This window comes from Mediterraneibacter massiliensis (genome assembly GCF_001487105.1).
In the GTDB taxonomy this organism is placed as follows: Bacteria; Bacillota; Clostridia; order Lachnospirales; family Lachnospiraceae; genus Mediterraneibacter; species Mediterraneibacter massiliensis.
Map to the genome: position 1 here is coordinate 908,479 of NZ_LN913001.1, position 25,095 is coordinate 933,573.

Annotated in this window: 34 protein-coding genes and 1 pseudogene; 28 read left to right on the top strand and 7 right to left on the bottom strand. The window is 39.7% G+C overall.

Translation table 11 applies throughout. The annotated features are described in order from the left end of the window. Positions 1-6: 6 nt before the first annotated feature. From BN3282_RS08575 to BN3282_RS08585, 3 genes and pseudogenes are all read left to right on the top strand, one after another. Positions 7-1,149, top strand: coding sequence for a 1-deoxy-D-xylulose-5-phosphate reductoisomerase (locus tag BN3282_RS08575; protein WP_059068343.1), 1,143 nt, complete (start codon positions 7-9; stop codon positions 1,147-1,149). Positions 1,150-1,152: 3 nt separating this feature from the next. Then, positions 1,153-2,190 carry an RIP metalloprotease RseP gene (rseP, locus tag BN3282_RS08580; RefSeq protein WP_059068345.1) on the top strand — a complete coding sequence of 346 codons (1,038 nt, stop codon included), beginning with the start codon at positions 1,153-1,155 and terminating at the stop codon, positions 2,188-2,190. Positions 2,191-2,262: 72 nt separating this feature from the next. Beyond that, a pseudogene (locus BN3282_RS08585) lies at positions 2,263-3,153 on the top strand (carboxypeptidase-like regulatory domain-containing protein); the annotation flags it as partial. Positions 3,154-3,191: 38 nt separating this feature from the next. Here BN3282_RS08585 and BN3282_RS08590 read toward each other — a convergent pair. From BN3282_RS08590 to BN3282_RS08615, 6 genes are all read right to left on the bottom strand, one after another. After that, the gene (locus BN3282_RS08590) at positions 3,192-4,676 is read right to left on the bottom strand and encodes a recombinase family protein (protein ID WP_059068347.1); all 1,485 of its coding nucleotides are present in this window, start codon (positions 4,674-4,676) and stop codon (positions 3,192-3,194) included. A gap of 202 nt (positions 4,677-4,878) precedes the next feature. Then, on the bottom strand, positions 4,879-5,568 hold the full coding sequence (locus BN3282_RS08595; protein WP_059068349.1) for an NYN domain-containing protein: 690 nt from the start codon (positions 5,566-5,568) through the stop codon (positions 4,879-4,881). 828 nt (positions 5,569-6,396) lie between these two features. Then, positions 6,397-7,545, bottom strand: coding sequence for a hypothetical protein (locus tag BN3282_RS08600; protein ID WP_059068351.1), 1,149 nt, complete (start codon positions 7,543-7,545; stop codon positions 6,397-6,399). Positions 7,546-7,622: 77 nt separating this feature from the next. Further along, entirely contained in the window at positions 7,623-9,122 is a 1,500-nt protein-coding gene (locus BN3282_RS15200; protein ID WP_205408537.1) for a GIY-YIG nuclease family protein, read from the bottom strand. 12 nt (positions 9,123-9,134) lie between these two features. Next, a complete protein-coding gene (locus BN3282_RS08610) occupies positions 9,135-9,362 on the bottom strand; it encodes a hypothetical protein (protein WP_059068353.1) in 228 nt (75 codons plus the stop codon). Further along, positions 9,334-9,717, bottom strand: coding sequence for a helix-turn-helix domain-containing protein (locus BN3282_RS08615; protein ID WP_059068355.1), 384 nt, complete (start codon positions 9,715-9,717; stop codon positions 9,334-9,336). The genes BN3282_RS08610 and BN3282_RS08615 overlap by 29 nt, the downstream gene beginning before the upstream one ends. A gap of 205 nt (positions 9,718-9,922) precedes the next feature. Between BN3282_RS08615 and BN3282_RS08620 the strand changes: the two genes are divergently transcribed. Together BN3282_RS08620 and BN3282_RS08625 are read left to right on the top strand one after the other, a co-directional pair. Next, complete coding sequence (locus tag BN3282_RS08620) at positions 9,923-10,108, top strand: helix-turn-helix domain-containing protein (RefSeq protein WP_059068357.1); 186 nt, start codon at positions 9,923-9,925, stop codon at positions 10,106-10,108. Between the two features lie 55 nt (positions 10,109-10,163). After that, the gene (locus BN3282_RS08625; RefSeq protein WP_059068359.1) at positions 10,164-10,376 is read left to right on the top strand and encodes a hypothetical protein; all 213 of its coding nucleotides are present in this window, start codon (positions 10,164-10,166) and stop codon (positions 10,374-10,376) included. Here the strand turns inward: BN3282_RS08625 and BN3282_RS08630 are convergent. Beyond that, positions 10,357-11,046, bottom strand: coding sequence for a DUF4145 domain-containing protein (locus BN3282_RS08630; RefSeq protein WP_059068361.1), 690 nt, complete (start codon positions 11,044-11,046; stop codon positions 10,357-10,359). The two genes, BN3282_RS08625 and BN3282_RS08630, sit on opposite strands and share 20 nt — an antisense overlap. A 73-nt stretch (positions 11,047-11,119) precedes the next feature. On the opposite strand from BN3282_RS08630, the gene BN3282_RS15055 reads away from it, so the two are divergent. The 23 genes from BN3282_RS15055 to BN3282_RS08715 all read left to right on the top strand — a co-directional run bounded on the left by BN3282_RS15055 (position 11,120) and on the right by BN3282_RS08715 (position 25,088). Then, a complete protein-coding gene (locus BN3282_RS15055; RefSeq protein ID WP_162858231.1) occupies positions 11,120-11,296 on the top strand; it encodes a hypothetical protein in 177 nt (58 codons plus the stop codon). Between the two features lie 57 nt (positions 11,297-11,353). Beyond that, positions 11,354-11,491 (top strand): hypothetical protein, encoded by a 138-nt coding sequence (locus BN3282_RS15060; RefSeq protein ID WP_162858232.1) that lies wholly within the window; start codon positions 11,354-11,356, stop codon positions 11,489-11,491. Positions 11,492-11,531: 40 nt separating this feature from the next. Further along, positions 11,532-11,699, top strand: coding sequence for a hypothetical protein (locus tag BN3282_RS15065; protein WP_162858233.1), 168 nt, complete (start codon positions 11,532-11,534; stop codon positions 11,697-11,699). A gap of 15 nt (positions 11,700-11,714) precedes the next feature. Beyond that, positions 11,715-11,900: a hypothetical protein gene (locus tag BN3282_RS08635; protein WP_059068363.1), complete on the top strand. Its 186-nt coding sequence runs from the start codon at positions 11,715-11,717 to the stop codon at positions 11,898-11,900. A 76-nt stretch (positions 11,901-11,976) separates the two neighbouring features. After that, positions 11,977-12,144, top strand: coding sequence for a hypothetical protein (locus tag BN3282_RS15070; protein WP_162858234.1), 168 nt, complete (start codon positions 11,977-11,979; stop codon positions 12,142-12,144). Between the two features lie 136 nt (positions 12,145-12,280). Continuing rightward, a complete protein-coding gene (locus BN3282_RS08640; RefSeq protein WP_059068365.1) occupies positions 12,281-12,937 on the top strand; it encodes a YqaJ viral recombinase family protein in 657 nt (218 codons plus the stop codon). Positions 12,938-12,953: 16 nt separating this feature from the next. Further along, positions 12,954-13,805 carry a DUF1351 domain-containing protein gene (locus BN3282_RS08645; RefSeq protein WP_059068366.1) on the top strand — a complete coding sequence of 284 codons (852 nt, stop codon included), beginning with the start codon at positions 12,954-12,956 and terminating at the stop codon, positions 13,803-13,805. A gap of 4 nt (positions 13,806-13,809) precedes the next feature. Continuing rightward, a complete protein-coding gene (locus BN3282_RS08650; protein WP_059068368.1) occupies positions 13,810-14,769 on the top strand; it encodes a recombinase RecT in 960 nt (319 codons plus the stop codon). A 26-nt stretch (positions 14,770-14,795) separates the two neighbouring features. Continuing rightward, positions 14,796-15,245, top strand: a complete 450-nt coding sequence (locus tag BN3282_RS08655) for a hypothetical protein (protein ID WP_059068370.1) — start codon at positions 14,796-14,798, stop codon at positions 15,243-15,245. A 13-nt stretch (positions 15,246-15,258) separates the two neighbouring features. Further along, the gene (locus BN3282_RS08660; RefSeq protein WP_059068372.1) at positions 15,259-16,002 is read left to right on the top strand and encodes a hypothetical protein; all 744 of its coding nucleotides are present in this window, start codon (positions 15,259-15,261) and stop codon (positions 16,000-16,002) included. Between the two features lie 105 nt (positions 16,003-16,107). Further along, the gene (locus BN3282_RS08665) at positions 16,108-16,542 is read left to right on the top strand and encodes a RusA family crossover junction endodeoxyribonuclease (protein WP_059068374.1); all 435 of its coding nucleotides are present in this window, start codon (positions 16,108-16,110) and stop codon (positions 16,540-16,542) included. 17 nt (positions 16,543-16,559) lie between these two features. Then, on the top strand, positions 16,560-17,399 hold the full coding sequence (locus BN3282_RS08670; protein ID WP_059070349.1) for a DUF4373 domain-containing protein: 840 nt from the start codon (positions 16,560-16,562) through the stop codon (positions 17,397-17,399). 154 nt (positions 17,400-17,553) lie between these two features. Further along, positions 17,554-18,411, top strand: a complete 858-nt coding sequence (locus BN3282_RS08675; RefSeq protein ID WP_059070351.1) for a DNA-methyltransferase — start codon at positions 17,554-17,556, stop codon at positions 18,409-18,411. After that, positions 18,408-18,578, top strand: a complete 171-nt coding sequence (locus BN3282_RS15075; protein ID WP_162858235.1) for a hypothetical protein — start codon at positions 18,408-18,410, stop codon at positions 18,576-18,578. Before BN3282_RS08675 ends, BN3282_RS15075 begins: the two co-directional genes overlap by 4 nt. A gap of 30 nt (positions 18,579-18,608) precedes the next feature. Further along, positions 18,609-18,884: a hypothetical protein gene (locus BN3282_RS14685; protein ID WP_082667513.1), complete on the top strand. Its 276-nt coding sequence runs from the start codon at positions 18,609-18,611 to the stop codon at positions 18,882-18,884. Then, the gene (locus tag BN3282_RS08680) at positions 18,811-19,275 is read left to right on the top strand and encodes a hypothetical protein (RefSeq protein WP_059068376.1); all 465 of its coding nucleotides are present in this window, start codon (positions 18,811-18,813) and stop codon (positions 19,273-19,275) included. The genes BN3282_RS14685 and BN3282_RS08680 overlap by 74 nt, the downstream gene beginning before the upstream one ends. Before the next feature lie 147 nt (positions 19,276-19,422). Continuing rightward, positions 19,423-20,061, top strand: a complete 639-nt coding sequence (locus tag BN3282_RS08685) for a DUF4417 domain-containing protein (RefSeq protein WP_059068378.1) — start codon at positions 19,423-19,425, stop codon at positions 20,059-20,061. Then, the gene (locus BN3282_RS08690) at positions 20,051-20,440 is read left to right on the top strand and encodes a hypothetical protein (protein ID WP_059068380.1); all 390 of its coding nucleotides are present in this window, start codon (positions 20,051-20,053) and stop codon (positions 20,438-20,440) included. The genes BN3282_RS08685 and BN3282_RS08690 overlap by 11 nt, the downstream gene beginning before the upstream one ends. A gap of 32 nt (positions 20,441-20,472) precedes the next feature. After that, positions 20,473-20,823 carry an HNH endonuclease signature motif containing protein gene (locus BN3282_RS08695; protein ID WP_059068382.1) on the top strand — a complete coding sequence of 117 codons (351 nt, stop codon included), beginning with the start codon at positions 20,473-20,475 and terminating at the stop codon, positions 20,821-20,823. A gap of 95 nt (positions 20,824-20,918) precedes the next feature. Continuing rightward, positions 20,919-22,127 (top strand): phage portal protein, encoded by a 1,209-nt coding sequence (locus tag BN3282_RS08700; RefSeq protein ID WP_059068384.1) that lies wholly within the window; start codon positions 20,919-20,921, stop codon positions 22,125-22,127. A gap of 11 nt (positions 22,128-22,138) precedes the next feature. Continuing rightward, positions 22,139-23,293: a polymorphic toxin type 50 domain-containing protein gene (locus BN3282_RS08705; RefSeq protein WP_059068386.1), complete on the top strand. Its 1,155-nt coding sequence runs from the start codon at positions 22,139-22,141 to the stop codon at positions 23,291-23,293. 4 nt (positions 23,294-23,297) lie between these two features. Further along, positions 23,298-23,510 (top strand): hypothetical protein, encoded by a 213-nt coding sequence (locus BN3282_RS08710; protein ID WP_059068388.1) that lies wholly within the window; start codon positions 23,298-23,300, stop codon positions 23,508-23,510. 180 nt (positions 23,511-23,690) lie between these two features. After that, positions 23,691-25,088, top strand: coding sequence for a terminase (locus tag BN3282_RS08715; protein WP_059068390.1), 1,398 nt, complete (start codon positions 23,691-23,693; stop codon positions 25,086-25,088). Positions 25,089-25,095 lie beyond the last annotated feature (7 nt).

The window sequence follows — 25,095 nt, forward strand, 5'->3', positions numbered from 1 at the left end:
AAACAGATGAAGAAAATAGCAGTTTTAGGTTCTACAGGTTCCATTGGAACACAGACACTGGAAGTGGCGGAATATAATGGAGACATTGAGGTGTGCGCACTGGCAGCAGGTTCCAATATTTCCCTGTTGGAAAAACAGATACGGACGTTTCGTCCTAAGCTGGCTGCCGTATGGAATGAAAAGAAGGCGAAAGAACTAAAAGAGAAAGTTAAAGATCTGGATGTGCGTATTGTATCCGGAATGGATGGACTGCTGGAAACAGCGGCGATGCCGGATACAGAGATCCTGGTGACGGCGATTGTAGGCATGATTGGAATTCTGCCTACGATAGAAGCAATCAAAGCAGGAAAGGACATTGCGCTGGCAAATAAGGAGACCTTGGTGACGGCAGGGCATATTATCATGCCGCTTGCCAGAGAACACGGTGTATCTATTCTTCCGGTAGACAGTGAGCACAGTGCTATTTTCCAGTCTTTGCAGGGAAATCGTAAAAAAGAATTGGAGAAGATCTTGCTGACAGCTTCGGGAGGACCGTTTAGAGGAAAAAAGAGAGAAGAACTTGTGGATATACAGGTAGAAGACGCTTTGAAGCATCCGAACTGGGAAATGGGAAGAAAGATCACGATCGACTCATCTACTATGGTAAATAAAGGATTGGAAGTGATAGAGGCAAAATGGCTGTTTGACGTACAGGTGGAGAAAATACAAGTCGTTGTGCAGCCGCAAAGTATTATTCACTCGATGGTAGAGTATACAGACGGGGCAGTGATCGCTCAGCTGGGAACGCCGGATATGAAGCTTCCTATCCAGTATGCTTTGTATTATCCTGAGAGAAGATACCTTCCAGGAGACAGGCTGGATTTCAAAACACTGGCACAGATCACATTTGAAGAACCGGATATGGAAACGTTCTATGGATTGAAACTTGCTTATGAAGCGGGGAGAAAGGGCGGCTCCCTTCCTACTGTGTTTAATGCGGCGAATGAGAAGGCTGTCGCGCTGTTTTTAGAACGTAAGATCCAGTATCTTCAGATACCAGAGATCATCGCGGCGTGCATGGAACAGCATAAAAATATAGAGTCACCGACAGTAGAAGAAATACTAAATACGGAAAAAGAAACATATGAATTTATTAAAAATAGGTGGTAGTTTATGGGAATTATTATAGCAATACTCTTGTTCAGCGGGATCATCATTATCCATGAACTGGGACATTTTCTGCTTGCAAAGGCAAATAAGATCCGTGTAGATGAATTTTCGTTGGGACTGGGACCGACCTTATTTGGCAAGGAATTTCATGGCACTAAATTTTCTTTGAAGCTGCTTCCGTTTGGCGGCGCCTGCATGATGGGGGAAGATGATGTGGATGATCTGTCAGAAGGCAGTTTTAACAGTAAATCCGTCTGGGCGCGTATGTCCGTTATTGTCGCAGGACCGGTATTCAATCTGATCTTGGCATGGATCCTGTGTACGATCGTGGTGGCATGGGTGGGATATATGCCGCCTGTTGTGGACTCTGTAGAACCTGGATATGCCGCTTATGAAGCGGGAATACAGCAGGGGGATGTCATCAAGGAGATCAATGGAAAGAATATTCATCTCTGGAATGAGATCAGTCTCTACAATATGACACATGCACAGGAGGAAGAAGCAGAAATCGTCTATGAAAGAGATGGAAAAGAATATACAGTGACTTTAGAACTTCGCCAGCTTGCGGAAGATATGTATAAGAAGTTAGGCGTGACGAACAGCGGCGAATCTGTGCGTCCAGGTTTTTTTGGTGCCGTGCAGTATGGGGCGTATACGGTAAAGTACTGGGTGGATTATACAGTGGACTGTCTTCGAATGCTTGTCACAGGACAGGTAGGTATGCGTGAACTTTCTGGTCCTGTTGGGATTGTAGATTTTGTGGATACTACGTATCAGCAGTCCGTGGATGCAGGTTTGAAAATAGTCATATTGAATCTGATGAATATCGGGATTTTAGTGACTGCAAATTTAGGCATCATGAATCTCCTTCCTATTCCGGCCTTGGACGGTGGAAGGCTTGTATTTCTGATCGTGGAGGCGATACGGGGAAAAAGAGTACCGCCGGACAAAGAGGGAATGGTGCATTTTGCCGGTTTTGCTCTTTTGATGCTATTAATGGTGTTTGTGATGTTCAATGATATAAGAAATCTTTTTATTTAAAATAGAGTTTTTAGTTCCGAAAGCAGACAGCGCCGCATATAGTTAGGAGAGAGCCTTGTTGTGAGGAATGACATGAGTCAGATAAAAATGATGCAGAATGAAAATGCGGCTGGAGGAAAAGGACGTCTGCAGATCAATGTTACATCGCAGATAACGGCATATCCTGTCTCCGGAGCAAGAATTTCTATTTCTTATACGGGAGTTCCGGGAAATACGCTGGAACAGCTTGAAACGGACTTATCCGGGCAGACAGAAACGATCGAGCTTGACGCGCCCCCGGCAGAGTACAGCCTGAATGAGAACAGTGATATACAGCCGTATGCGGAATACACACTGAATGTCAGTGCTCCTGGTTTTGAACCGGTAAGTATTTCAGGGGCAGAAATACTAGCTGATGTGAAGGCGATTCAGAATGTACAGTTGAAGCCAAGCGCAGAGGGAACGGAAGAAGAAAATATATTTGTGATACCGGCACATACACTGTATGCAGAATATCCGCCCAAAATTGCGGAAGAGGAGATCAAACCGGTCAATGAAACAGGGGAGATCGTATTGAGCAGAGTGGTGATCCCGGAGTATATCGTCGTGCATGACGGCTCGCCAAGAGACAGTACGGCGAAAAATTATTATGTCAGATACAAGGATTATATCAAGAATGTGGCATCCAGTGAGATTTACGCTACTTGGCCTGCCGATACGATCAGGGCAAATGTGCTTGCGATCATGTCCTTTACGTTGAACCGTGTCTATACGGAATGGTACCGGAATAAAGGGTATGATTTTACAATTACATCTTCCACGGCATTCGATCATAAATGGATACCGGAACGAAATATCTATGACACAATCTCGGTCATTGTAGATGAATTGTTTTCCAATTATCTTTCCCGTCCAAATGTACGGCAGCCTATTTTGACACAGTACTGCGACGGGCGTAAAGTCACATGTCCGAATTGGATGACCTTTTTGCAACAACATACAAAATGCTCGGAACCCAGTATTTACAAGGGTTCCGGCGTATAATAGTAATACACTTTCAATTCATCAGAATCACGATCATATACAATCTTTTCTATTACACTTTTCAAAATTTCATTTTTTGTCGTATTATTTATGACATCTGATGAGATGATCTCATAGACATTTCGTACGCGATCCAACATGATCGAATCATCATTTGATGGCACATCGATAGTCTTTTCGACTTCCTCTAGCTGCTTTTTGATTTGTTCGATCTCAGCGGCTATGATCAATTTGCTTGCCTTATATTCCGCCAATGTATCAACGCCGTTCCGATAAGCTTCTTTAATCCTATCCAGCTTCTCGTCTGATTTTTTTAGCTGCTCTTTTAGGATTGCAGACAGATCTGTACTTTCTTCCGCTTTTGGTTTGACATAGCGATATACAATTCTGTGTGAATCGAGCACGTCTTTTACAGATTGCAAAACGGCTGGCTCTAATTTCAACGAACTGACAGAATTATTTAGCAGGCATTTTCCTTTTGAATAGCCATAGCATGTAAAATACACATAAGTACGTGCGCTGCCCTTAATTGTCTTTGCAATCATTGTCCTCCCGCAGGACGGGCATTTTACAAGGCCAGACAGCCAATGCTTGTATGTACTGGAAGGGCGGGAGCCTTTTGATATATATTCTTTTTCATAGCGCGACATTGCCTTGTTAAATAGTTCTTCTGATATGATGGCCGGATGGAGGCCTTTTGTGATAATCCATTCGTCTTTTGGGCGTATTTCGTTGGTTTCATTTACCGTACGGTTCCAACGAATCATTCCGCAATAAGTCGGGTTTTGAAGAATATATTCGACAGAACGACGTTCAAATGGTTTGCCGTGAGACGTCTTAAAACCGCATAAATTTAGATAGCGTGCTATATCAAAAATACCACAATGCTCATTCGCGTATTTGTCAAATATAATTTTTATGATCTCAGCCTCTTTCGGTACGATCACGGGAGGTTCTCCACGATCCACTATACGATAGCCTAACGGCGGGCGGGCTTGGTATCCTCCACGCTGTGCCTTTTCCTTCATTCCTCTTGTGACTTCGCCCGACAATCGGACAGAGTAGTATTCATCCATCCATTCGATAATACGCTCGATCAGAGAACCGAACGGACCGTCTACCAGAGGCTCTGAAACGCTGATAACATCAACGTTATGCTTTTTCTTTAAAAGAGACTTGTAGACAATACTTTCCTCCTGATTGCGGGCAAATCGGCTGAATTTCCATACAAGGATACTGTCAACAGGATGATCCTTTGATTTTGCCAGGGCGATCATCTTTTGGAACTCCGGACGCTTTTCGGCTTTTCGGCCAGAAACCCCGATTTCAAAAAATATGTTCAGTAAAATGATTCCGTTTTTATGGGCGAAATCTTTTAAAAGTTTAGACTGCGAATCGGGAGAAAGTTCTTCCTGCTTGTCTGTGCTAACGCGTACATAGCCATATCCATATTTAGTTTTCATTACATCACCTCGGTTGATTTTATTCAAAAATAGCATAAAAAATGTGTATAAAAATAACAGCGCACAAATGTTCTGGATTGTGCGGCTGCACCGAAGATGATACAATATTCTTGTGAGAGAACACCGCATAATCTACGGATTGTGCTAGAACTGCTCCGGTATTGGCGTACCGGGGCGGTTTTAAGTTATTTACATGTGAACTCTACTCTTTTTTTTGTGGCAATCTTGGGGTTCTGATTCCATCGATATGCTCAAAGAGATCATCCTTTATAGTGGAGCGCATCGGGTCCAATATGAAATCAATTCCCTCTCTCCGGGCTTGTTTAGCAGCAGGAACAAAATCGCTATCTCCGGATATGAGAATAATTTGATTTACTTGGTGCTTAAAAGCTAGAGATGATATATCTACGCCAATACGTATATCTACGCCTTTTTGCTCGAGGTTTAACTCTAAATCATCTTGCGTAATATCAGAAATCTGTATATCGCCACGAAGTAATCTCTTAGTAGGTTCGGATTTAAGAGAATAATGTACTTGAGTTTCGCTTATTCGTCCCATGCGTAAAGCGAATTTTCTGTGATGTTTTAATTCCTTTAAGAACTCTGTCATCCAAGCATATTCAGGAGTTTTACTTAATGCAACTGTCTTTTGAGTGATAGGGTTATATGTATTTTTATCACTTGGCGGACAGTCATAGTAGAAAATACGATATAAATAACGGTTTTCGTAATTGTCTATTAAATGACGATAGCAATAGTCATTTAATTCATCTGCTCTTTCAGAAGGAGATTTATTCCCCCATAAAGTTCTTGCTCTTTTTCTATAGAATCCACCGTCGACCAAGATGGCTGTTCTGACAGGATGCCTATCGAAAGTTCTTTTAGTTTCCATAATACATTTCCTCCCAATAAAATACCCCAAGCCTCGTCGTATCCCTTATAGTGGGAGGACTACCGCTAGGGGTATGTTCATACTTAGTAACTTTCGTTACTCTTATATAATATGCCCATTGCGGTAAAAAATCAATACTTTAAAAAAAATATTTGCATTTTTTATCATGGAGTGATAGACTATACAGTCTGCACATGCGATTTGTTAGTTTGACTTCTGCTCAGGTGCGCCAACACTGGGGCAGTTGACATTTAAAGTATATTTGCTATAATATACTTAACAAGACAGCCGACGAGTAGGTGCAAGCTACCCGTTCCGGTGAATAAACAGTTACATTATGTAAGCCGTCCTATCCGACCAAGATACAGGGCGGCTTACTTATTGTTTTTCAAATTCAGAATTGATACGATTAAGTTGGCTACAGCCAGTATGATCATAAATTCTTCATATGTATCCATAAGTATTTCCCCTTTCCGCAAGACTCGGATCGGGAACCAGCACGCCCCTCGGCTGCCTGGGTAAATATATTATTTTGGATCGCCCCCGCGCCCCAAGACGCAGGGGATAAAAATTAGCAATTTGTCTATTGATTAAGGAAAAAATATCACATATAATGTACAAAAAGGAGGCGATGATATGAAGAAATTCTTTTTAAACTACCATTATGAAATTGATGTTTGGTCCATTAGAATTTTTGTATACTCCTTCTTTGTATGTATTTTTTTAAGAGCATTTCAATGGTTAAATAATGAAAGGTTATATATTTTTTTAGTAATAAGTATCCCATTGTTATTTGTAAATAAAGCAATAATAAATAAAATGAATAAACTAATTCATCATGTCTTTGGATTTAGAAGATAATGTATTGTTTTTTTGAGCCTCGGAAACCATTTCCGGGGTTATTTTTTCTCCATTTAATATGGAACTGATAATATCTGGACTTTTTACATCCAATTCATCTACTAATTGCAGAAGTTCTGTTTGTTTTTGGAGTTCGACTCGATTGTCTTCTTGGGTATTCCCTCTAAGCCCAACGGTTTCAGATGAAATGGAAAAATCAATATCTTTAGTTGTGGCGTCCCTTCGAAATGATAAGTTAAATTTTCCGCCATTTATAATATTGTTTATTGAGAATATAAGCATAGATAAGACAATTCCGCCTGCAGCAGCATAACTTATTAGTTCTATGATTCCAGGAGAATGAATATTTAGCTTTACCTCAATTTCGGATGAATCAAAAGGAATATCACATTGTGTGGCAAGAGATGTTGCGGTTTCTTCTAAAGCTTTGGAGAAAATCACGAGCTCTTTGAGTGTTAATCCATTTGGATGCCCAGCGTGAATAGTGGTATGAACTTCCTCGCCCTTAGAATATATTCCATATATGGTACGGTCAATATAAGGCGCATAATCATCCATATTAGATAAAGCGTGCTGTGAGTTAAACCCTTTTGATAAATAAATGTCCATTTTATTCTTTTCGATTGTTTTCAGAGTTTGTATTTTTCGTCTCTTATGATATGGACAAGGAACTGTTTCGGAATTAGGATCATTTAGTAAACGTGATTCTACATAATTAGGGTTTTCATAAGTTTCCCCTATCACTTCTGCAATAGTAATATAATCTGAATTTGCACTGGGAATTAACACAATGTCGCCACGCCGGATGTCAAATACAAATCGATGGATTTTGTTGTAAATTGATGTAACTTTCGCTTTAGAAGAACCATCTGTTTCATCGTCATCTAAATCAATACTCTCATCTTTATTTCCTACATATAGTCCAATCAATCGTTTAATAGCATCCTCATTTTCATTGTTTAGCATATTGAGAGTTATATAGTCCCAAGAAATAGATATATATTCATGTAGGATAAAATCTTGATAGTAAATTCCGCCATTGGTTCTTATAACCCAGTAATGTCTGTCAGTATCTATAGTTGGCACGTTTAACAGTTCTAGTATATTGCTCTTCACAAATTTTTCCCTCTCTTCCTTTGTATTTATATAATCGCCGGGGCGGTTATATCTTTTCCATGACTGCCAGACTGCTTTTATTCATCTTCGTCATCAAGAGAGTAATCGGATGTGTATAGTTCGTCAGATGATTGGGATTGTCGAAACTCTTCAGCCAACATAGTTTTATTGAATTCAGCTGTGGGTTCTATCTCAGTCACAAGTTTTTCCAATTCATCCACAGTTGTATAGAAGAATTCCTTTCGCATATTAACCTTGTTGACCCGCTTTTCATTTAAAATATTATGAAGCTTGCTTTCTAACCCTACGGCATCATCCGAAAAGATGAAACTGTGTACATCGAATTTAAAGGGTACAGATGCATCGCCAAGTTCATTAACTCTATCTTGTGGATTTAAGCGGCGAGTCATGCCGATTTTAAATACATTTTCTCCAAATGATCCAAGATTACTAATAACATATACATTTCCAGCTTTTCCATTTGCGAGATTAGAGATCTCCTCTTTTTTAACTATTACTTCGGCTAATTGTGATTGAAGTTCAAGGATTCGTGCGTTAAGTTTTTCCATCTCTTTATCTTTAGCAGTAGATAGCTGTTCTTGAAGTTTTTCAATTTCCGTCTGATACTTCGATTCTTCCTTTTCAACTTTTTTACGCTCTGCTTCTAACGCCTTACGTTCCTCCGCCTCTTGGCGCATTTGCTCTCTAATTGCAAGTTGCTCTTGGCGCGCCTGTTCCTTCTTAACAAAGTAATTGTACTCAATTTTTACAGCATTAATAAACAGATATTCTATCTCACCGATGAATTTCGTAAGTGTTCCAGCAATATTCTGGTTTCCATCACCAGCGACTTTTAGATATTTTTGGGTTACTGCTTTTACGTCTTCAATGGCTTTATCTAATTTTTCATATTTCAAGTTATACAAAATATTCTGTAATTCTGCGCGTAATGCTATTACCATTAGTTTATAAATAGCCTGATTTGATTTAGTGGTATAGCGGGCAGCATATTTTTCTAAAACAGAATTGATTTGTTTATCGTTTATTCTATACGCTTTTCGCAGATCCTTAACATCCATACAGTGTAGTTTCAATACAACTGAAGGGGAAATTTCATCTAAATCAGAAAGATCATTTGCAGGCAGTTTTATTGAACTTTGGGAAGGCTCATACTTCAAATACTTTTCAAATGTATAATTTATAGCCTTTATCAGTTCCCTCGAACGATTAAGTTTATTTGTCTGGGTTTTTATGTTTTTAGCTAATTTTGCTTCTTCAAGTCGAAGTGCATTTAAACTTTTTAAGGTTTCATCTGATTTTTTAGTCCGATCATTAATTGTTTTTTCAAGTGAAGAAAGAGTATTTCGCATTTCTTTTTCGGCATCGTTTACCTTTTTCTTATATTCAAGTTCTAATTGCTGGGTCATATCTTTGATTTTATAGTAGTCGTAAGCCCCTAATTCATTTAATTGATTACGCATTATGGTTGTTGCATTTGTTAGTGATGCATTTTCTTCGTGCAAACGCGAGATCTCGGCTTTAAATTCTTTTATTTTAAAAATGTCTCCTAGTCCCATAATAAACTCCTTCTATTCATGCGCGGACGCTTCAATTTCCTGTACATCTGTTTTTTCAAAATCTTCATTTGTTATATGTTTTAAAGCATGTTCGTAGGCGGAAATTCTGCCCTGATCTGACAGCTTTGCATTAATCAGGATAGTATAACTTCCATCTTCATTTTTTATCACCATTTCATTTCCACTGTTGGGAAAATTGATGATATTGCAATTAACAACCGGTGTCGTCAATGTCTCCACGTTCCTTTCTCTTAAGAGCGAGAGCCATATTGTGCAATGCTTTCAAGTCTTCAGGTTCCATGTCTTTCTGCACATCAAATAAAGCCCGTAACTCTTTGTTTTCAAATATTTCTTGCGCTACTTGTGCAGTCTCTTCATTTAGATAGTATTTCTCACCACCTTCTGATTCTTCACCATAAAAGTAAGATAGGGGAACTTCAAAATACTGACAAATTTTTTCTATTTTATCTTTTTTAGGTTCGCTTTTCCCATTTTTCCAATCTGACAATGTTGCTGTAGATATTCCTGTTTCCTTATGCACTCTGTATGGTGTTACATTATTTTGTCGTAACAGTTGTTCAAATTTTTTGTACATTATGATTCCTCCAAGATACCACGGAAAAATTTCATAAAATGTATTGACTATAAAAGAAAACCGTGATATATTAGAGATACGAAAGAAAACCGTGATAAACGGAAGGGATCGTATCTCGGAAATATGAAATAGTTTTGCTGGTAACTTGACTATATCATATTTCCGATATAAAAGCAATAATTTATCTCGGAAAGGTGGTGTAATAATGTACGAAAAATTCCAACGGTTATTGGAAAAAACTAACAAAACAATTTACAGAGTTTCAGTTGATACTGGAATTGCAACAGCAACTCTCTATGATTGGCGTGATGGAAAATCAACTCCAAAAGCACCTAAACTGAAAATCCTTGCCGACTACTTCGGCGTCAGTATTGAATACTTCCTGGATTAATTGTAGCAGAGAGGGTGTCCGATAAAATGGACTTTAAAGAGGAGGTGAAACAAAAGTGAAAGGATATTACAATCCAGATCAGAGTGGTACGGGCTTAGAAGTACCGATTGGCAGATTGAATATTGAGGTGAAAAATATGCCTGAGTTCCGAAAGTTAGTGGAACAGGCAAAACAGGAAGCTGACCAACTGAAAAAAACAATCGATCAGCTCCAGTATTTTGAATTGAATATTAATTTCAGTAGCGAGCCTACTTCTTCGGAGTCATAGATGCAGCATCTTCTGTGATGAGTATCATTCCGATAAAGTATACGATTGCTTGGATGAAAGCTTTCATATCAGAAACATCCCGATCTTCTTGTTTGCGAATGTAGTGGGCTTCATCATTTCCAATCCATGCAGAACGTTCAGCTAAAGTTTTTATATTATCAGCAGAAATATAGTTTTTAATGCATTGTGCTAATGGTTTTGATTTAATTGATTCAGCTTCAGCGGGAAACTCATGGATAGCATAATCTTTGATAAGGAATTCGAGAGCTTTTCTATAGCCAAGACCCGCAATCTCATCGAGACCAGAAGATTCAGCGGCAAGAGCCTGATTATATATTTTATCAAATTGAGGTGATAGCGTAGCTATTTTATCATCAAAAGTCTGTTTTGCAAAACGATTTGGTTCAGAACCAATATAGTTAATTTCCTCTGAATTACCATTTTCATAAGCAGATACTTGATAGGTACTTATAAATGGCGAATGACATCCAGTGCAGTAATTTAAAATACACATGTGGTGTACACAATCTTTGGAGTCATAGGCAAAAGTATATAAAGGAACTGGTGAAATATTTGCTTTGCAAACAGGACAAACGTTGGTAGGTTCATATTTGAAAGAAGAGATGTATTTAGATGAAAATTCTCTGCTTTCAACTTTAATATTAGCCATAAGAATCATTCCTTTCATCATTTGTTAGGAGGATTATACCAGATTTTAAAAATGAAAGAAAGAAGGGTAAAACATGGTATATCAATGGGAATTAGAAAAAGTCAAAGACTGGTCAGTGAGTCAGCTAAAAAATCGTATTCATAGAGAGGTAGACTGTGGACAGCCCGCGCCGGGATGTGTGTCGGTTGAAGCAATGAGAATGGAACTCCGACGCAGAGGAGAGGAACCAGTCGGGTATCACAATACATAGTCTTTATTTAGCAACTCGGACAATCAGGTCGGCATAAGTTTTAGAGAGGTGGTGTAAATGATCATAAAAAGCATTGTAGTAATTGACAAAAAAGAGGTAGAAGTCAAGGAACTGGATGACAAGGAAGCATTTGCAGAGAGCATTAACATGCGGGTGCTTCTCGAAAGAAATTACGTCGTAGAGAAAACCGCGTAAGCGGGAAACGGCGGACAAGCATGTAAGGGAGGTGAAAGCGGTGCAGGGATTACAGGTAATTGAAGTAAAGAAACACGATGTCATCTGCCGGAAGCGGAAGCAGAGAGACAGGGGAACAAAGGGCATAGTATCGATCGCATTTATATCACTGGCGCTGAACATGGTGCAGGCGGTTGTGATTTACATATTGCAGGCAGGGCCTATTTGAAAGGTGGGACAGGAATTGACAGATTTAGAGTTTGAGGACTATCTAGAGCGAACAATCATAGAGGCAGAAGATAGTATTTTTACCGGAAAGTTGGGCATACAGGGCGACGTAGCCGACCTGCTTGCGCTAGATGAAACAAATCTTTTTACCGGCTCACAGGTTGCGGCAGCGATAAAAAAAGTATTGGAATTAAAAGATTGAGTGCCTTATGCGAGGCGGCAACCTCAAGGCACTCTGATAACAAATTTCAACATTATATTAACACAAGGAGAAAGAAATGTATATAGGTATTGGACCGGAAAGAGGAACGGAGGTTTCCGAAGAACAGGCATATGAGTATGCCCTGGGACGCTGCCTGCATGGGAGCCTGCAAGACCAGCAGGAATTTAAAGAAATGCTTGTTGAATGGTTCTACTCCGGCAACTGGATAAAGGAGGAAGCATGACTGGTTACAGTATATATTATTCGGTGTTCTGATGGCTGGATGTGCTGCTGTTCTAAAGGCTACGAGGAAGCCATACGTTTGGCAGAAGAACATATAAAAGGAACTAAATTAACTTGTGTGATTAATTAGGAGTGATATGGAATTATATAGAATTTACGATTTTCAGGATGAAACAGAGTGGTTGCAAGGGCGTATGAACGGAATCGGTGGTAGTGATGCCAGTGCCATAGTAGGAATGAACCCCTATAAAAGTAATATTGATCTGTTTGAGGAAAAGACAGGCAGGCGGATTCCAGAAGATATTTCTAAGAAGTCTTGTGTAATCTATGGAAAAAAGGCAGAGGCTCCAATTCGTGAGTTGTTTAAGCTGGATTATCCGGAATATCGAGTAGAACACCATGAATACAGGATATTACAAAGTTTGGAATATCCGTTTATGCAGGCGTCTTTGGATGGAGAGCTGACAGATTTTGAAGGAAGAAAAGGAATCCTTGAAATCAAAACGACTAATATTTTACAAAGTATGCAGCGCGAGAAATGGCAAGAAAGGATACCGGACAATTATTATATACAGGTATTGCATTACCTGCTTGTGACAGGGTATGAGTTTGTGGTGTTACGGGCGCACTTAAACACGGACTGGGGAGAGGAACGGCGCACGACAGTGAAACATTACCTCATAGAACGTACAGAGGTGAAAGAAGATCTGAAAATGCTGCTTAAAGAGGAGCAAAAATTTTGGAAGTATGTGGAGAGTGGGAGAAAACCACCGCTTATACTTCCAGAAATATAGAAAGGAAAGATGAATTATGGAACTAAAGATTTTAAGTCCACAAGAAAGTGGATTTGTAAAAGAAATTCAATGGAATAGTGAAGAACTGAAAGCAGAAATTTCTGAAAAAATGGAAGAGTATAAGTCACTTGTCTTTACAGAAGATACTATTAAGGAAGCAAAAGTGGATCGCACAAAGCTGAATAAACTAAGGACTGCATTTGATGATGAAAGAAAACGCATAAAAAAATTGTGCCTTGCACCTTATGATGTATTTGAAAAACAGGTAAAAGAAGTAATATCTTTGGTTGATGAACCTATTCAGCTGATAGATAAGCAGATTAAAGAGGTCGAAGAACAGAAAAAAATAGAAAAGAAAGGAAAAATCTTTGAGTTTTATGAAGAGACTATAGGAACGTTAAAAGGAGTTCTGCCATTTGATAAAGTTTTTCGACCGGAGTATTTAAACGTATCGCGGAGTATAAAGAGTATTACAGAAGAAATTTCTGCTTTGATAGACAGAGTGGATAAAGATTTAGATACGATTGATAGTTTTGGAGAGAAATTCAATCTTCAAATTAAGGATGCATATCTGCGTAATCTTGATATGTCAGAGGCAATGCGTGAAAAGACTAGGCTGGAAGAAGTAGAGAAAAAAATACAGGAACGACAACGTGAAGAAACACAAAGGGCTGCGGAAGCAACAGAAAAATCCGAGACAGAAATAAAGGAAGCTGGTATCGGAGTACGAGAAAGTATAGCTGAGGAAGAGAAGGCAGTTCCTCAATTGATAAAACTGGATTTCCGAGTATGGGGCACAAAAGAACAGCTTATGAGTTTAAAGAAATACATGATAGAGAATCAAATCAAATTTGGAAAGGTGGAATAATTAAATGGCAGTAAAGAACAGTCTGACAAACAAGCAGCAGAAAGTAGGTCTTACCGCATATCTGACGCAGGATGCGGTAAAACGGCAAATTAACAGTGTGGTAGGAGGCAAGAATGGGACAAGGTTTATTTCCAGCATTGTATCAGCAGTACAGACTACGCCGGCTCTCCAAGAATGTACAAACCCAAGTATCCTGTCTGCAGCATTGCTAGGGGAGGCGCTGAATTTATCCCCTTCTCCACAGTTAGGACAGTTTTATATGGTTCCCTTTGATAATAAAAAGAAAGGCTGTAAGGAAGCACAGTTTCAGCTTGGTTATAAAGGATATGTGCAGCTTGCAATTCGCAGCGGATATTATAAAAGATTAAATGTCTTGGCTATTAAAGAAGGGGAACTGCTCCGGTATGATCCACTTAATGAAGAAATAGAGGTCAGCTTGATAGAAGACGAGATTGTTAGAGAAAAGACCCCTACCACAGGGTATTATGCCATGTTCGAATATGAGAATGGATTTAAGAAGAACATGTACTGGTCAAAAAGGAAGATGCTGGCCCATGCCGAGAAATATTCTTTTGCTTTTTATAAAAATGGCGGGGCAGAGTCTTTAGAATTGCTGGAACAGGGGAAGATTCCAGAAAAGGAGATGTGGAAGTATTCCTCTTTCTGGTTTAAAGATTTTGATGGAATGGCTTTAAAGACTATGCTCCGGCAGTTAATCAGTAAATGGGGGATTATGAGCATTGACCTTCAAACTGCAATAGATAAGGATATGGCAGTTATTCAAGAGGACGGCTCTGCGGAATATGTAGAAAATACAGAATTTGAAGATAATGTTATAGCGGAACAGGAGTTACAGGAGGTCCCTGCAGAAGAAAATAAAAAGGATAAAAGTGATACGCAGGATAAAGAAGAACACTCAAAAGCAGATGGTCAAACGAGTGTTGAAGAGGAATTCTTTCAATAACTATAAATTTAAGGAGGTACAATTTAATGAAGCACATTAACCTTGAAACTTTTGCAAATGGAGCATTTACCGCACAGGTGAATCGCGCGATTGAGGAAGTGACAAAAAACATTCAGGATCCGAATACGGAGCCGGGAGCAGCAAGAAAAATTACAGTTACGATTGGATTTAAGCCAAATCAGGAAAGAAATTTTGTTGCAACAGGAGTTCAGACGAAAACGACACTTGCACCGGCGCTTGGGGCAGTAACAGCTCTTAGCATGGGAAAAGACATCAAGACTGGACAAGTTGAGGCTGTGGAAGTAAATACAGGACAGATTCCGGGGCAGATGAATGTATCAGACATACCAGGAGTACAGCCTGAACAGGGAGCTGATGTAGCGTTGGTGGATGGAAAATCAGTAGATACAGAAACGGGAGAAATTATAGAAGAAGCGCAGAACAATGTAATTGATTTAAGAGCCAAACAAGCGTAGGAGGTAAGGAAAGATGATGGAAGGATTAAAAGAAGCACTTGAGTACATAAACGATTTAAAAGAAGAAAGCTTAAAGCCACAGGTATTAGAAATTGAAGGGAAAACGTATTGTACGAGGAATATGTCCCGTTATCATAATTTTGATATGGCATCGGAACTGGGGGTAAATACTCTGACAGCAGTTGTAGACTACATCAAAGGAAAACCGGAGGAGCTGCGTGAAAGTATGATTCTTCATGTAAATAGCCCGACGAAAGTTAAGCTGTATTCCGGGTTGATTTATGAACGGAGCAGGGAATACCTGCTTGAAGCAAATGCGATTGTAAATGAATTCCAGTTCGATCACTATTATGATCAGGAACGTTTTCTTATTGAGCTGCAGGCAAACTTCCTTGATACGGAAGACTTGCAAAAAATTAAGATGGTATCTGGAAATATACAGGCAGGAACAACAACGAATTATGATGATGATGGCGTGAGCCAGAGGACAACTATTAACAGCGGTATTGCGAATAAGACGGATGTAATTGTTCCAAATCCGGTTATGCTTCGGCCATACCGTACCTTTGCTGAGATTGAACAGCCGGAAAGTGGGTATATTTTCCGGATTAAGGACAGTGAACGGGGACCGGCGTTTAAACTGGTTGAAGCTGACGGCGGATTATGGAAAAATGCTACAATGAAAAAAATCAAGGAATATCTTGAATTTGAATTAAAGGAAAAGTTGGATAAGTATCATATCACTGTTATTGCATAATAGGTATCTCCTTATAAATACGATAGATGTCACAACGTAACAAGTAAACATCAGGCTGCCTCCCGGCTATAAATAGATGGCCGGGAGGAGAAAGGAGATAGAGAAATGCAGGCAGTATCGTTTCAAGTGCCAGGGAAGCCACAAGGAAAGGCCAGAGCGCGAACCTTCTATAATGGGCGTTTAAAACGCAGCATGACAATTACACCGGAAAATACAGTGCTGTATGAAAACCTGATTAAAAGCATGTATATGCAGGCGGCAGGAGAGATTAAATTTGAAAAGGGAACACCTGTCACATTAAGAATTGTGGCGCGCTTTTCTCCTCCGGCATCGGTATCAAAGAAAATGAAGCAGAGAATGTTGGAGGGAGAATTGTTACCGCTTAAAAAACCAGATATTGATAACATTATAAAAGTGGTTGCAGATTCTTTAAATGGAATTGCATACTATGATGATACACAAGTTGTGCTGACAGCAGCAAAGAAAGCCTATTCCGCAGTGGAGGGGCTGGATATTACAGTTGAGGAATATACGGGATAAGGAAGGCGGTGGCAGTAGTGGCAAGGCCCAGAAAAAGCGGTCTTTCTTACTTTCCTTTAGATACGGATTTCTTCGGCGACAATAAAATTAAAATACTGAAAGCCAGATATGGGGCAGACGGTATTATGATGTATGTTTATCTATTGTGTGAAATTTATAAGCAGGGATATTACATACAGGTAAATAGAGATTTTGAATATATTCTGTCATCCGATTTAGGGATAAGTGCAGATAAGGCGAAGCAGGTTTTAACATTCTTGCTGTCACGGTCACTGTTTAATGACAAACTTTTTCAGTCGGACGCTGTTTTAACCTCTGCCGGAATACAGAAAAGATTCCAGATTGCTGTTAAAGAACGGGCAAGAAAGAATCCGATTATAGTAGGAAGGTACTGGCTTCTAAGCCAAGAAGAAACAGAACCTTTTATTAAATGCGCCCTTTTTGAAGATTTATCCAGGAAAAATGATAGTTTATTCAGGAAAAACTCAAATATTTCCGGGGAAGAATCCCTAAAGAAAAGTAAAGTAAATAATATATTATATAATACTGGATTCCAGTCGGCAGAATTAGAGCAGGCTTTCCAGATGTATCTCCTTGTTCGTAAAGGGAATTATGGAGAGATTCCAGAGGAGCAGGTCATGGCATTGAGGGAAGAACTGTTAAAGCTAAGTGATAATGATACAGAAAGAATTGCGATTGCAAAGAAAGCAACCGCCTCCGGCTGGAAATCGTTTTATAAACCAGAGAAGAAAAAAGAAGCTGGCAAAAGCAGAAAAGCGGCAGTAAAGAATTTAAACAATTTCGAACGTCGGCAGTACGATATGGACAAGCTAGAAAGGCAATTGATGGGAGGATAAGTGACGTGACGGATAAAGTGAAACGTGATATCGGCGTGGATACAGCAGTAACAGGATATGGGAAAAATCAGAAAACATGGTGGTTTATGCCATAGTAAAAGAGAAGGGAGCCAGCCTCCGGCCGGGGCAAAGGTATACCGGGCTTCTTAGAAAAATGGAAAGAAAAAGAAAACTAAAATGTGAACTTTATAGAGATTCTATGCAGAACTATAAAAAATATGCAATACCGCCAGCGCAATTAATTATTGCAGATGTACCGTATAACGTTGGAAATAATTTTTATGGCAGCAATCCAATGTGGTACAACGGCGGGGACAATAAAAACGGAGAAAGTAAATTTGCAGGAAAAGCCGCATTTAATTCGGATTTCAATTTCAACTTGTATGAGTATTTTCATTTTTGCAGCAAGATGCTGAAGAAAGACGATACAAAACCAGTTGCAAGAGGTAGGAGTAGTAATTCTCCTTGTATGATTGTATTTTGTTCATTTGAACAGATACAGACATTGATCAATGCGGCGGCGAAACATGGCTTTATTCATTACATACCACTTATATTCTGTAAAAATTATAGTCCGCAAGTATTAAAGGCGAATATGCGTGTTGTAGGTGCTACGGAATATGCCTTATTACTTTATCGTGATCGGCTGCCGAAGTTTCGTAATGGAGTGCAGACAGATGAAAACGGCAAGACAATTCCGGGAACAGGACATATGATTTTCAACTGGTTTACATGGGAACGTGACGGAAAAGAAATACCGAAGATTCATCCGGCACAAAAACCAGTGAAAGTTCTAAAACGTCTGATTGAAATATTCACAGATCCGGGGGACGTAGTAATTGACCCTTGTTGCGGTAGTGGCTCTACTTTGAGAGCAGCATCCGAACTTGGCAGGAGTGCTTTTGGTTTTGAAATTGATCGTAATTTTTACCAGAGAGCAAGAGAAGAAATGCTTGCAGTTAAGAAATATGAGCAAATGAGCATTTTTGACATTGAAGGCACAATAAAATGACAGAACGAGATTTTAAGCGCCAAATAGGGAGCGACAGAATCTATGCAGTGTGGAAAACAGCAGCGGAGTATATGAATTTCTACGAGGACTGGGTAAGAACATGCTGCCGGATTAGCAGAAATAAAAACAATCCAAACAGGAAGCTGCTGAAACGATGGAAGAATTAAGGCAGAACAAACGAAGGGAGAGCAGAAAGAATGAGAACCAGAAAAGAAACACACATAGAAAGCCAGGAACATTACAACAGCATGGCGGAACATCCGCCGGATCCACATGCATCGGAGTGGTTTAAACGTCCTGCAGGGGTGCGAGGACTTATACGGCAGCAGGCAGAGCAGATCGAGCATAAGACAGTGGCGGAGTACATAGCAGAGAAGTACAAGATGGGGAGTGTTGCGGATGGACAAGAGCATACTTATCGAATATGCGGATATGAAAGAGGAGATAAAAGACCTGCGGCGCAGGATAACTGAGGACCAGAAGAAGATAGACAGATTAAACAGCCTTATTGTGGCCGATTCTGTGACATGCGGCAAGAAAGGGAAGAAGCCCATCCGCACAGTAAAGATAAAAGGCTTCCCAAAGATGGAAATTGAGCGCAGACAGGCACTCCTTGAACGGCGGCAGGCAAAGCTTCATATGCTGGAAACTGATTTGATAGAGAAGCAGTTGCAAGTAGAAGAATATATACAGACGATTGAAAAAAGCGAGCTACGGATCATGTTCCGGCTGTATTACATAGACAGCCTTACGTGGTATCAGGTGGCTATGAGGATGAATCAGATATTCCCGAAGCGCAGAATAAAGTACACAGAGGATAATTGTTGGAGACGACATAAAAGATTTTTAGAAAATGTCGGGTAATGTCGGGTTGAAATGTGTTAATATGCTATAAAGCCGAAAGGTGTAATACTAGACGGCTTACTTCCACACAAACGAAAACAGAGGACGCTCTATACAAAAGTATGGGGCGTTTTTCTTGTATCTGTATGGATCGTAAGGAGGTAGAAAATGAGATATACGAATTTGAGAAATAATGAAAACATTGAAAAATGTATATTTGACGGAGCGGGTAAATACGACATCCCAATACTTTACCCAGAAACGTATATAGGAAATCATGATTTTATCTCGTTTAATTACGGCAAATCGTTGAAAATAAAACAAGGGAAAGTATGTCACTTTTTTATCGACGACTACCAATTTATGAGAGTATGGTCAAATATCGACACATATATTCCCATGTTCCAAGAATTTGATTATGTTTTAACACCAGATTTCAGCCTGTATCTGGATTATCCAAAAGCAATTCAGATTTATAACCATTATCGAAAACATTGGGTTGGCGCTTACATGCAGATGATGGGATGCAAAGTAATTCCAACAATAGCATGGGGTGACAAAGAATCATTTGATTGGTGTTTTGATGGGGAGCCAGAAGGCGGAACAGTGGCGGTTAGTAGTGTCGGATGCATGAAAAATAAAGACAATAAAAAATTGTTTATAGAGGGATATAAAGAAATGTTTCAAAGGTTACAGCCTGGGACCATTATTTTTTATGGACAGATTCCAGAAGAGTGTACGGGAAACATTGTTCACATAAAAGCATTTGCTGATAAATTTAAGGAGGCGAAGTGTAATGGGTGGTAGAGGAAGCTCAAGTGGCGTTGGAGGCGCTGGTGGAAGACTTAAAACTTCGGGTTTGGAAGTGACTACGAATGGTGAGACAACAGAATATATTTTTTCATCAATCAATGGAGAGAATTATTATCAAAAGGGTTTCGGATCTGTGCCTGAGCCCACACCGTTAAATATGACAGCAAAAGAATTTAAAAAGAGAGTTGAAGCCAATGGTGCAACAACAAAGGTAATCGGTTCAAAAGAAATGGAGAAAAAAGAGCGAGGATATTGGGAAAAAGAACGCAATAAACCGGATTACGAACTGGGGGTGGGATTAAAAGACAATAGAGAGTATAGGAGAACGGCAAGAAAAAATCGGTTGATAAGTAGAGAGATAAAAAAGAAATGAAAAAGAAATGAAAAAGAAAGGTGGTGAGCCGGATGGCAAAAGGATACCGCCCCGACCAGAATGGGACACACAGAGCACAGTTCGATAAGAATAAGAAAAAGATTTATGCAACACAAACAGTATGCGGAATCTGTGGAATGCCAGTCGATTTTTCTTACAAGTATCCTCATCCATTATCGCCTTGTATAGATCATATCATACCGATAGCAAAAGGGGGCCATCCGTCAGATATAGATAATCTTCAGCTTGCGCACTGGACGTGCAACAGGCAGAAGTCAGACAAGCTGACCGAACGAACGGACGCAAAAGTTGAAGAAATAATAAGCAACCGCATATTGCCTCATACTTTTGATTGGAAAAATATGCGGTCACCGATTAAGTAAGAGAGGAAGGGGGCATACCTCCCCCACATGCTGGCAGACGGAGGTTCCCACCGCACTACGAAAAAAAACACACGGAAACGAGAAAGGGTATCAAAATGAGCGGATTATTAGGAATTACCAAGCTGAGAAACAGGCTGAATTTGAAAAAAATAAGAGTGGATACAAGGTACCGATATTATGAGATGAAGAATGTCATCAAAGACTTTGAGATATCAACACCCCCAAACTTAAGAGGCTTTCAGACCGTGCTTGGATGGTGTGGGAAGTCTGTGGATAGTATTTCAGACAGGCTCATGTTTCGAGAGTTTGAGGAAGATAATTTTGACATCAATGAAATTTTCTTAATGAATAATCCGGACACGTTTTTCGATAGCGCAATTCTTTCGGCGCTGATCGGCTCTTGCTCGTTCGTGTATATTTCAGAAGAGGGCGAATATCCGAAGCTGGAAGTGATAGACGGAAGGAATGCAACTGGTGTTATGGACCCAATCACCGGATTGCTTAAGGAAGGCTATGCAGTATTGGAAAGAAGCGATATAGATACACCAACAATCGAAGCATACTTTACACCTGGGAATACGCAGATTATTCAGAAGGGAAAAGCAAGAGATATTCCCAATAATGCACCGCATCCGTTGTTGGTACCAATTATTAACAGACCAGATTCCAAGCGATTATTTGGACATAGTCGTATTAGCAGAGCGTGTATGGACATAGTAAACAGTGCCATGCGAACCATTAAGCGCTCCGAGGTATCGGCGGAGTTTTTTTCGTTTCCGCAGAAATATGTAGTCGGCACATCACAAGAGGCAGATCCGTTAGATAAGTGGAAAAGCGCAATGTCATACATGATCGAGATCACGAAAGATGATCAGGGGGATGCTCCGACGTTCGGGCAATTCCAGCAGCAGAGCATGGCGCCACATATGGAACAATTAAAAATGTGGGCCGGACTTTTTGCAGGTGAAACTGGTCTAACGATGGATGATCTTGGCTTTCCAACTGAAAACCCATCTAGTGCCGAAGCAATCAAGGCCAGTCATGAAAATTTGAGGCTGATGGCAAGGAAGGCGCAGAGAACATTTGGAACGGGATTTTTGAATGTTGGATATTTGGCGGCATGCCTTAGAGATGATTTCCCGTATGAGCGCAGACAGATGTACCTTACAAAGCCAAAGTGGGAACCAGTATTCGAACCGGACGCTGCAGCGTTAAGTTCCTACGGAGATGGAGCGATTAAGATCAATCAGGCGCTTCCGGGGTATATCAACGAGGACCGTATGCGTGATCTAACAGGATTCTAGGAGGTGTGAATGTGGAAGATATTGCACCTAAGTTATATGAGCAGATTAAGGAAGAATATGATCGCAAGATAACGAATAGCGAGAGACTAAGTACTCTTTCGAAAAAGTTAGAGAAGGGAGCGGCAACGTACAAAGAAGCGCATGAATTTGCGATAGAATCGGGAGAAATCTTATCACAGGTGTTTCAGAATAATCTATCATCTTCCGTGCTGCCGGATGGAAAGCTATATTACAATATTGCTGACAGAATCATACGTCCCATGATGGGGGATCTGTATGAAGGCGTAGCTGATTATTCAAAAGAGGTTCAAACTTTGCTGAATAAGAAGCAAAAAATAGGGATAAAAGCCATCCAATCAGAAATAAACGAAGATAAAATACAGGGTATTATCAATATTACTTCAGGAAAAGAACATTTTGATGATATTGTATACATGCTAGGAGAGCCAATTGTCAATTTTGCGCAGACGATTGTAGATGATACGGTGAAAGTAAATGCAGATTTCCAGTATAAAGCTGGACTAAGTCCGAAAATCATAAGAACATCAACTGGGAAATGTTGCAAGTGGTGTGATAATCTTGCGGGGGTTTACGAATACGAGGAAGTATCTGATACGGGGAATAATGTATTCCGTAGACATAAGTATTGTAAATGCCTTGTAGAGTATGATGGGGGAGATGGGAAAAGACAAAATGTGCATACAAAAAAGTGGTCAAAAGCGAATGAAAGTGATAAAATGAAAGAAAAGAAAACTAGCGGATTAAGTCCAGATAGTGATTCTATTATCAATGGTATAAAAGAAGAAATATCAAAGCAAAACATTAAAAAAATTGCTAAACGACAAGATATACATAGAGTCGATACGCAGCTTTATAAAGAGAGGAAAAATCGGCTTGAGGAAAAAGGGGAATATGGACCATCTTATATTACTGTTTCAGATAACGAGATAATTTCTCTGGTAGAAAAGTATTCAGGAACTGGAATTATAAAATATAATAACAGAGGAGAATGGAATCATCAGGAAATTATAGTAACGAATGATAAAATTATTGGTGTTGTAGTGGATAATAGAAATGGTAATTTTGCAGAAACACCAGTTTTTAAAATTCATTATGCAAAGGATGGAATACATATTGTTCCTGATTATCCGAGCAAAAGGAGATGACGATATGGTATATAAAGAAATCAAAGAATATATTGGTAAAAAAGTAATTGTGACAGATATAAGCGATAGGAGATTTCGTGGAATTATAACTAATACAGAATCTGAATTTGATACAGAATCGGGAAAAGAAGAAATAGAACTTTATACCGGAAAAGTATATTATGGAATTCCAATAGATGAAATAAAAAGCATTATGAAAATTGAAAAGATGTATTGATACCACTCACTTTTCAGCATATCACTTGTGAGTGGTATTTTTGTACCCAATTTTAGGAAAGGAGGATTGTTATGAAAATTTTTGAACAGGATGTAAGAAAGGTATGGTGATCTAATTATCTCCCTTTGGGCGGTGGGGTGATATCGCTTACGGAAGAAACAGTTAAACAGGAGGGGTGAAATGGATGCTAAAAGAATAGGACGCCAGACACCCACTCAATCCGTTACACTTCCTTACACGGAAACAAAAGGTCAAGAGGCTGCCGATTTATACGCGAAAACAGGAAATGAATTGCTAGAATGGCAGCAGCTCCTACAGTGTGATATCATGGCTGTAAACAAAGATGGCTTATGGGTACATCAGAAGTATGGATATTCCGTATCTCGTAGAAATGGAAAGTCAGAAAATGTGCTTGCTAGGTGTTTATGGGCGCTGACGCATGGCGAAAGAGTGCTCTATACTGCACACAGAGCGACCACATCACATGCAGTCTGGGAAAGACTTGATAGAATGTGCGAAAAGGTGGGAATCGTTATTACATCGTCATTCAAAGCATTTGGAAAAGAGCATTTATATGCGGAAGGGGGTGCGGTTGTAGAATTCCGAACGAGAACGTCTTCCGGTGGGCTTGGAGAAGGTTATGACGTGCTGATCATCGACGAAGCGCAGGAGTATACCGAGGCGCAAGAGACATCATTGAAATATATCGTGTCTGATAGTGACAATCCACAGACCATCATGTTAGGAACTCCGCCAACTGTAGTTTCTGCCGGAACTGTTTTCGTAAAATTTCGAGAAACAGTACTATCCGGCAAGGGCTTCGATTCCGGTTGGGCAGAATGGAGTGTAGATTTCCAAACAGATCCGAATGATGTTGACGCCTGGTACGAGACAAACCCGTCGCTAGGAACGATTCTGACAGAGCGTAAAATCCGGGCAGAGATTACAACAGACGATATTGATTTTAATATTCAGAGATTGGGGCTGTGGCTGAAATACAATCAGAAGTCAGAAATAAGTAAAAAAGAGTGGTTAGAGCTTAAGAATGATGGAACTCCGAAGCTTATAGGAGATATTTATGTTGGAATCAAATATGGAAACACCGGAGAATATGTATCAATGGCAGTTGCGGTTAAGACATCTGATGGGAAGAACTTTGTTGAAGCACTGGATTGCAGACCGGTAAGGGCTGGAAATGATTGGATCTTGGAATATTTGATTGCGATCAATCCGAGGTGTATTGTAGTAGATGGAGCAAATGGACAGCAGATGCTACTTGACGATATGAAAGATGCAAGAATCAAAAACGAGCCGATATTCCCGAAGGTAGCAGAAGTAATTACTGCAAATGCATTGTTTGAGCAGGGAGTATTTCAGCATACGCTCCGGCACGCTGATCAGCCATCGCTTACACAGGCAGTAAGTAATTGTGAACGCCGTGCGATAGGCTCGCATGGCGGATTTGGATATAAGGCGATAAAAGAGGGGATTGAAATATCTCTTTTAGATGCAGTCATATTAGCGCATTGGAAATGTTACGAAAGTAAGAAAAAAAAGAAACAACAAGCAAGGTATTAGGAGGAGC

Bases quoted from the DNA above. Each gene is read 5' to 3' on its own strand.
- BN3282_RS08640 (WP_059068365.1), top strand. From the start codon at position 12,281: ATGGAATTATATAGAATTTACGATTTTCAGGATGAAACAGAGTGGTTG.
- BN3282_RS08695 (WP_059068382.1), top strand. From the start codon at position 20,473: ATGGCAAAAGGATACCGCCCCGACCAGAATGGGACACACAGAGCACAG.
- BN3282_RS14685 (WP_082667513.1), top strand. From the start codon at position 18,609: ATGAGAACCAGAAAAGAAACACACATAGAAAGCCAGGAACATTACAAC.
- rseP (WP_059068345.1), top strand. From the start codon at position 1,153: ATGGGAATTATTATAGCAATACTCTTGTTCAGCGGGATCATCATTATC.
- BN3282_RS08655 (WP_059068370.1), top strand. From the start codon at position 14,796: ATGAAGCACATTAACCTTGAAACTTTTGCAAATGGAGCATTTACCGCA.
- BN3282_RS08650 (WP_059068368.1), top strand. From the start codon at position 13,810: ATGGCAGTAAAGAACAGTCTGACAAACAAGCAGCAGAAAGTAGGTCTT.
- BN3282_RS15070 (WP_162858234.1), top strand. From the start codon at position 11,977: ATGTATATAGGTATTGGACCGGAAAGAGGAACGGAGGTTTCCGAAGAA.
- BN3282_RS08690 (WP_059068380.1), top strand. From the start codon at position 20,051: ATGGGTGGTAGAGGAAGCTCAAGTGGCGTTGGAGGCGCTGGTGGAAGA.
- BN3282_RS08700 (WP_059068384.1), top strand. From the start codon at position 20,919: ATGAGCGGATTATTAGGAATTACCAAGCTGAGAAACAGGCTGAATTTG.
- BN3282_RS15075 (WP_162858235.1), top strand. From the start codon at position 18,408: ATGACAGAACGAGATTTTAAGCGCCAAATAGGGAGCGACAGAATCTAT.
- BN3282_RS08710 (WP_059068388.1), top strand. From the start codon at position 23,298: ATGGTATATAAAGAAATCAAAGAATATATTGGTAAAAAAGTAATTGTG.
- BN3282_RS15060 (WP_162858232.1), top strand. From the start codon at position 11,354: ATGATCATAAAAAGCATTGTAGTAATTGACAAAAAAGAGGTAGAAGTC.
- BN3282_RS15200 (WP_205408537.1), bottom strand. From the start codon at position 9,122: ATGGGACTAGGAGACATTTTTAAAATAAAAGAATTTAAAGCCGAGATC.
- BN3282_RS08590 (WP_059068347.1), bottom strand. From the start codon at position 4,676: ATGAAAACTAAATATGGATATGGCTATGTACGCGTTAGCACAGACAAG.
- BN3282_RS08665 (WP_059068374.1), top strand. From the start codon at position 16,108: ATGCAGGCAGTATCGTTTCAAGTGCCAGGGAAGCCACAAGGAAAGGCC.
- BN3282_RS15055 (WP_162858231.1), top strand. From the start codon at position 11,120: ATGGTATATCAATGGGAATTAGAAAAAGTCAAAGACTGGTCAGTGAGT.
- BN3282_RS08645 (WP_059068366.1), top strand. From the start codon at position 12,954: ATGGAACTAAAGATTTTAAGTCCACAAGAAAGTGGATTTGTAAAAGAA.
- BN3282_RS08715 (WP_059068390.1), top strand. From the start codon at position 23,691: ATGGATGCTAAAAGAATAGGACGCCAGACACCCACTCAATCCGTTACA.
- BN3282_RS08680 (WP_059068376.1), top strand. From the start codon at position 18,811: ATGGACAAGAGCATACTTATCGAATATGCGGATATGAAAGAGGAGATA.
- BN3282_RS08630 (WP_059068361.1), bottom strand. From the start codon at position 11,046: ATGGCTAATATTAAAGTTGAAAGCAGAGAATTTTCATCTAAATACATC.
- BN3282_RS08620 (WP_059068357.1), top strand. From the start codon at position 9,923: ATGTACGAAAAATTCCAACGGTTATTGGAAAAAACTAACAAAACAATT.
- BN3282_RS08595 (WP_059068349.1), bottom strand. From the start codon at position 5,568: ATGGAAACTAAAAGAACTTTCGATAGGCATCCTGTCAGAACAGCCATC.
- BN3282_RS08615 (WP_059068355.1), bottom strand. From the start codon at position 9,717: ATGTACAAAAAATTTGAACAACTGTTACGACAAAATAATGTAACACCA.
- BN3282_RS08675 (WP_059070351.1), top strand. From the start codon at position 17,554: ATGGAAAGAAAAAGAAAACTAAAATGTGAACTTTATAGAGATTCTATG.
- BN3282_RS08685 (WP_059068378.1), top strand. From the start codon at position 19,423: ATGAGATATACGAATTTGAGAAATAATGAAAACATTGAAAAATGTATA.
- BN3282_RS08575 (WP_059068343.1), top strand. From the start codon at position 7: ATGAAGAAAATAGCAGTTTTAGGTTCTACAGGTTCCATTGGAACACAG.
- BN3282_RS08660 (WP_059068372.1), top strand. From the start codon at position 15,259: ATGATGGAAGGATTAAAAGAAGCACTTGAGTACATAAACGATTTAAAA.